Annotated in this window: 5 protein-coding genes; 1 reads left to right on the top strand and 4 read right to left on the bottom strand. The window is 75.8% G+C overall.

All coding sequences use genetic code 11. The annotated features are described in order from the left end of the window. Nucleotides 1-43: 43 nt before the first annotated feature. Both rsmH and PAI11_RS09315 read right to left on the bottom strand, forming a co-directional pair. Nucleotides 44-994 carry a 16S rRNA (cytosine(1402)-N(4))-methyltransferase RsmH gene (gene rsmH, locus PAI11_RS09320; RefSeq protein WP_007573512.1) on the bottom strand — a complete coding sequence of 317 codons (951 nt, stop codon included), beginning with the start codon at nt 992-994 and terminating at the stop codon, nt 44-46. A 3-nt stretch (nt 995-997) separates the two neighbouring features. Further along, the gene (locus PAI11_RS09315; protein WP_007573510.1) at nt 998-1,513 is read right to left on the bottom strand and encodes a division/cell wall cluster transcriptional repressor MraZ; all 516 of its coding nucleotides are present in this window, start codon (nt 1,511-1,513) and stop codon (nt 998-1,000) included. 507 nt (nt 1,514-2,020) lie between these two features. On the opposite strand from PAI11_RS09315, the gene PAI11_RS09310 reads away from it, so the two are divergent. Further along, a complete protein-coding gene (locus PAI11_RS09310; RefSeq protein WP_007573505.1) occupies nt 2,021-3,715 on the top strand; it encodes a hypothetical protein in 1,695 nt (564 codons plus the stop codon). Between the two features lie 113 nt (nt 3,716-3,828). On the opposite strand, the gene PAI11_RS09305 is transcribed toward PAI11_RS09310, so the two are convergent. Both PAI11_RS09305 and PAI11_RS09300 read right to left on the bottom strand, forming a co-directional pair. Next, nucleotides 3,829-4,719, bottom strand: a complete 891-nt coding sequence (locus PAI11_RS09305; RefSeq protein WP_007573503.1) for a type II secretion system F family protein — start codon at nt 4,717-4,719, stop codon at nt 3,829-3,831. 73 nt (nt 4,720-4,792) lie between these two features. Further along, nucleotides 4,793-5,156: type II secretion system F family protein (locus PAI11_RS09300; protein WP_040599486.1), on the bottom strand; the 364-nt coding region annotated here is incomplete at its 5' end.

Below are 5,156 nucleotides of genomic sequence, written 5' to 3'. Positions count from 1 at the left end.
GCGGGCCGGCGGCGGGGCGCCGGACGCTCGGCCGGCAGCGCGCTCATGCCGCCACCTGCACGCGGCGCGCGCCGCGGACGCGGGCCGAGCGCGAGCGCGGGTTGCGCTCCTGCTCGTCGGCGGACGGCACGATCGAGCGCTTGGTCAGCAGCTCGGCCTCGGGCGTCCTGCCGCAGGCGCAGACCGGCAGGTCCGGCGGGCAGATGCAGCCCTGGGCGCGATCGGCCAGGAAGCGCTTGACGCGGCGGTCCTCGAGCGAGTGGAAGCTGATCGCGACCAGCCGGCCGCCGATCCCGAGCAGCCGCCAGGCGGCGGGCAGCGCGCGGTCGATCTGGCCCAGCTCGTCGTTGACGACGATCCGCAGCGCCTGGAAGGTCCGCTTGGCGGGATGGCCGCCGGCGAACCGGGCCGGGGTCGGGATCGCCTCGGTGACGACGTCGACCAGCCGGCCGGTGGTCTCGATCGGCTCCCGGGCGCGCTCGCGGACGATCGCGCGGGAGATCCGGCCGGCGTGGCGCTCCTCGCCGTAGGTCCGGAGCGCGTGGGCCAGGTCGCGCTCGTCCCAGCTGGCGACGATGTCGGCGGCCGAGCGCTCGGCGCCCGCCCCCATCCGCATGTCGAGGGGAGCGTCGCGCGTGTAAGCGAAGCCGCGTGCGGCCTCGTCGATCTGCATCGAGGACATGCCGAGATCGAAGTACGCCCCGTCGGCCGCGAACCCTTCCTCGACCAGCCCCTCGAGGCCGTCGGCGAACGGCGCCGCGACGATCCGCACCTGGCAGGCGACCTCGTCGGCGAAGCGCTCGGCGATCGCCAGCGCCACCGGATCGCGGTCGATGACCACCAGCGTGCCGGTCGGCCCCAGCCGCTCGGCCACGAGCCGCGCGTGGCCGCCGGCGCCGAAGGTCGCGTCGACCACGGTCTGTCCCGGCTGCGGGTCCAGCAGGGAGAGGACCTCCTCGGCCAGGACCGGCAGGTGCGGTGCCGGCTCGGACATCGGCTAGGCCCCGCCCGGGCCGGGATCGGTCGTCCCGCCGGCCGGGCCGAAGCCGGGCGCCGGCGGGAAGCCGGCTGCCCCGCCGATCGCGTTGCCGATCTGGAGCATCGCGTCCTGCAGCGTCGGCGCGTAGCCCGCCCACTGCTCGCGGTCCCAGAGCTCGAAGCGGCGGCCGCTGCCGACCAGCAGCACGTCCTTGCCGGTGATCCGGGAGTGCTCCAGCAGCGACGGCGAGACGGTGACGCGGCCCTGGCCGTCGAGCTCCGCCGGCGTGGCCGCGGAGTTGAGGAAGCGTTCGATCTGGCGCGTGGCGGGATCGAGCGGGTGCCGTCCGGCGAGCGATTGCTGCACGAACTCACGGTAGTCGGCCAGTGGCTCGACCCCGACGGCAGGGACGTCGTGGGAGCGGACGAGGACCAGGCCGGCCTTGAAGGGATCGCGGAACCGCGCCGGGATCGTCAGGCGGTTCTTGGCGTCGAGGGTGAGCTCGAACTGTGACTGCAGCTGCAGGTCGCTCACGAGAAGGCCGGCGGGTTGACCGGTGCGAGCCGGGCCGGAAGCGGTGGGAGGAACCGCTCCCGGCCCGACTCGCTGCGGGCAACATACCCCACTTCACCCCACTCTGCACCACCGATCTGGACGTTCGCCCCACTCGGCGATACCACCGGCTCCGGCGGAACATCTGTTCGGTCTGAGAGATCCAGCTTTAGGACGAATGATTCGTCGGATCGGGACGCTCGCATCCTGCTCGTCGCACGATTTCGTGCAGCGTAAATTAGAACAGGTGTTCGTCCATGATCCACGCCCGTTCGGTCGTGTTCGATCTCAGTCGTCGTCCGGCGACCCCGCTATGTGCGGCCTTCGATGACCGTGGTGGGGCGATGTGGGGCACGCGGTGGGGCGTGGTGGGGCGACCCGGGGCGGGTGGTGGGGCGGCCGCCCGTCGAGGTGCCAAGCCCTCGACCCCGCCGAGCCCGTACGATCCGGGCACCTGCGACTGGCCCGTGCCGTGGCCGGGAGATCCCCATGACCTCGTTTCCGACGCTCCGTCCCTCGCTCCGCCACGCGTCCGCTGCCGCGCTCCTCGCGGGCGCGCTCGCGCTGACCGGCTGCGGTGGCGACGACAAGAAGGACCCCGCGGCCGCTCCCTCCGCCGCGAGCGGCGCGCCGGTCCAGGCCGTGCTCGCCGACGACGTGCCGGCCGACGCCGTGGCCTTCGGCGAGGCGGACATCCGCCCCGAGGGCGCGACCAAGGCCGGGATCCTCGACGTGACGAAGGCCTTCGGGATCACCGATCCGGGCGGCGAGCTGATCAAGGCCCTGGATCTCGACAGCCACGACCTGGCGTCGGGCAAGAGCTTCGAGTCGGCGATCCTGCCGACCCTCGGCGACCACGTCGGCGGGTTCCTGATCGCCCGGCCGGCGAGAAAGGGCAAGGCTGCCGGTGTCTCGGGCGCCCTCGTGGCCGAGGTCCGCGACGCGACCGCGCTGCGCAAGGCGCTCGACGCGGACCTGCGCAAGAGCACCAAGCTCGAGGTCGACGGCCAGGAGGTCTACCGCGAGCCGGACGGCGGCAAGGACCCGTTCGCGATCTGGGTCGGCGACCGGACCTTCTCCGTCGGCAAGGAGGACGCGGTCCGCAAGGCGGTCGCCGCCGCCTCGGGCCCCGACCTGGCGGGGGCCGCGCGCTACCGCAGCGCGATCGGCCAGGTCCGCGCGACCGACCAGGTCGGCGTCGTCTGGCTCGACCTCCAGCAGACGGAGGCGCTCGACGCCGTGCTCTCGGAGCTGGACTCCGCCGACCTCGGATCGTCGCGGCTGAGCGGCAGGGAGCGGCGCCTGGGCAAGCGGCTGCGCTCCTCGACGTCCGGGCTGCCGCGGATCGACGCATCGATCGGCGTCGCGCTCGAGGCGCGCCCGGGCCGAATCGGCCTGCAGCTGGGCGGGACCCAGCCGAAGGAGCTGGCCCACACCACCAGCGGCGGCGCCGACGCGGTCGCCGCGCTGCCCTCGGGGTCGTGGTTCGCGGCCGGGCTCGGCGAGCTCCGGGACAGCCTGCTGCCGGGGACCACGGGCAAGGATCCGAAGCAGGCGGCGCAGCAGCTGAGCAAGCTGCTCGGCGTCGACGTCCCCGAGCAGCTCCTCAGCGACATCGGCGACGTCCGCGCGATCACGCTCGGCGCGCGCGGCGACAGCCTCCTGAGCCTGGGCGGCGCCGTCGTCGTCCAGACCAAGGACGCCGCCGGCAGCGGCCGCCTGATGGACGCGCTGGCGGGCGTGCTCGGCGACAAGACGAGCCTGAAGCTGCGGAGCAGCGACATCCCCGGTGCCGACAAGGGCCTCGTCGGACAGCTGCCGGGCCTGCCGCTGCAGGTCGCGATCGGCACCAAGGGCGACCGGCTGGCGATCGGCCTCGGTCCCGACTCGGTGACCGGAGCGCTGGAGCCCAAGGGCCGCCTGGGCGACGATCCGGTCTACGCGCGGGCCCAGGCGCTGATCGGCGGCGCCAAGCCGCAGCTGCTGCTCGACGCCAGCCGGATCGGCGAGCTGATCGGCAGCCTGCCGCTGGACCGCCTCGGAGCCGGCGGCGTGATGCAGGTCGTCCGCCGCCTGCAGCTGCTCAGCGCCGGGGCGACCAACACCGGCGCCACCACCTGGCGCGGGAGCGCGGTCCTGCAGTACGGCCCGGCGCCCGCGACGGGGTCCTCGGCGCAGCGCTAGGCGGGCCGTCAGGGTCGGGCGCCCGCGACGGCCTCGACCCGGCCCCGAGCGACGGCGGGCGCTCGCCGACCAGGCCGGCGCCCCGTCGCGCCCGGATCGACGACGCTGCCGCGCTATCGCTGCATCTGGATCATCGCGGCGGCGATCAGCAGCATCGCGGCCGGCACCAGCAGCAGCGCGACGACCAGCTGGACCTTGGGCGCCGCCCGTGCCGCCCGGTCGATCGCCGCCCGCGCCCGCCGGGCCCGCAGGTCCTCGGCCAGCGACCGCAGGCCGACCGTCGCGGCGTCGCCGTGCAGGTGGGTCCGCAGCAGCACGGCGACCAGCTCGGCGGCTCCGTCGGCGGGGCAGCGGCGGCGGAGCGCGACCAGCGCCCGGTCGCCGGCCACACCGATCCGGATCTCGGCCGCTGTCCGCCGCAGCTCGGCACCGAGGACGCCGTGGTGATGGGCCCCGACGGCGGCGAGCGCCTCCGGCACGGAGCGGCCGCCGCGCAGGGCGATCCGCAGCAGGTCGATCGCGTCCGGTAGCTGCTGCAGCATCGCCGCGCCGCGGTCGCGGATCCGGCGGCCGATCAGCAGGTCGGGCACCAGCACCAGCGCGACCGGCGCGAGGGCGCTCAGCAGCAGGCCGGCCGCGCCCGCGACCGGCAGCAGCACCAGCGCCAGGGCCGCCCCGATCACCATGCCGGCCCCTCGCAGCGCCCCGAGGTCGGCGGCCGTCACCGTCGGCGAGAGGCCCGCGGCGTCGAGCCGCGCGGCGGCGTCGACCGGCCGCGGCAGTCGCGCACCGGCACCGCCACCGATCCGACGGCCGATCCGGACCAGGGCGCCGAGGCCGCCCAGCTGGTCGATCGTCGATACCTCGCGGGGAGCGACCGCCCCGATCGTGCCGCCGCCCCGGTTCGCCGACCGGCGCCGGCGCTCGGCGCGAGCCAGCAGCAGCTCCCCGACCCCCGCTCCGCACGCCGCCCCGGCGGTCGCCGCCGCCAACACCGCGCTCACCGGGCTCGCCTCGGGCGGGCGCGCCGGCCGACGGGAGCGATCGGGCCGCCGTGAGCAGCCGTCGTCCCCCCGTTCACCGTCCCAGCCCCGCCGTCAGCCGTCGGACCACAGCGACCGCCGTCACCTGCAGCAGCACGGCCGCCGTCACGAGGGTCGCTCCGAGCGCCGAGCCGGTGATCGCGCGCACCGCGCCGGGCGCCAGCACGACGGCGGCGACCGCGACCACGACCGGGATCCCGCCGACGATCCGCGCGGCGGTCCGGGCCTGGACGGTCGCGCTCTCGGCCTCGGCCGTCGCCCGTCGCGCCCGTTCGAGGGCGTCGGCCTGGTCGCGCAGGACGTCGGCCAGCTCGCCGCCCGCCTCGCCGTGCAGCAGCAGCCCGGCGACGAGCGTCGCGTGCGCGGGCTCCGCGGTCCGGCGTCGCCAGGCCGCCAGC

It is taken from the genome of Patulibacter medicamentivorans (assembly GCF_000240225.1).
GTDB classification, from domain to species: domain Bacteria; phylum Actinomycetota; class Thermoleophilia; order Solirubrobacterales; family Solirubrobacteraceae; genus Patulibacter; species Patulibacter medicamentivorans.
Note: the sequence above shows the minus strand (reverse complement) of the source record. Positions and strands in the feature narration are given on the sequence as shown.

Excerpts from the sequence above, each read along its gene's own strand:
- rsmH (WP_007573512.1), bottom strand. The coding sequence starts at position 994 with ATGTCCGAGCCGGCACCGCACCTGCCGGTCCTGGCCGAGGAGGTCCTC.
- PAI11_RS09310 (WP_007573505.1), top strand. The coding sequence starts at position 2,021 with ATGACCTCGTTTCCGACGCTCCGTCCCTCGCTCCGCCACGCGTCCGCT.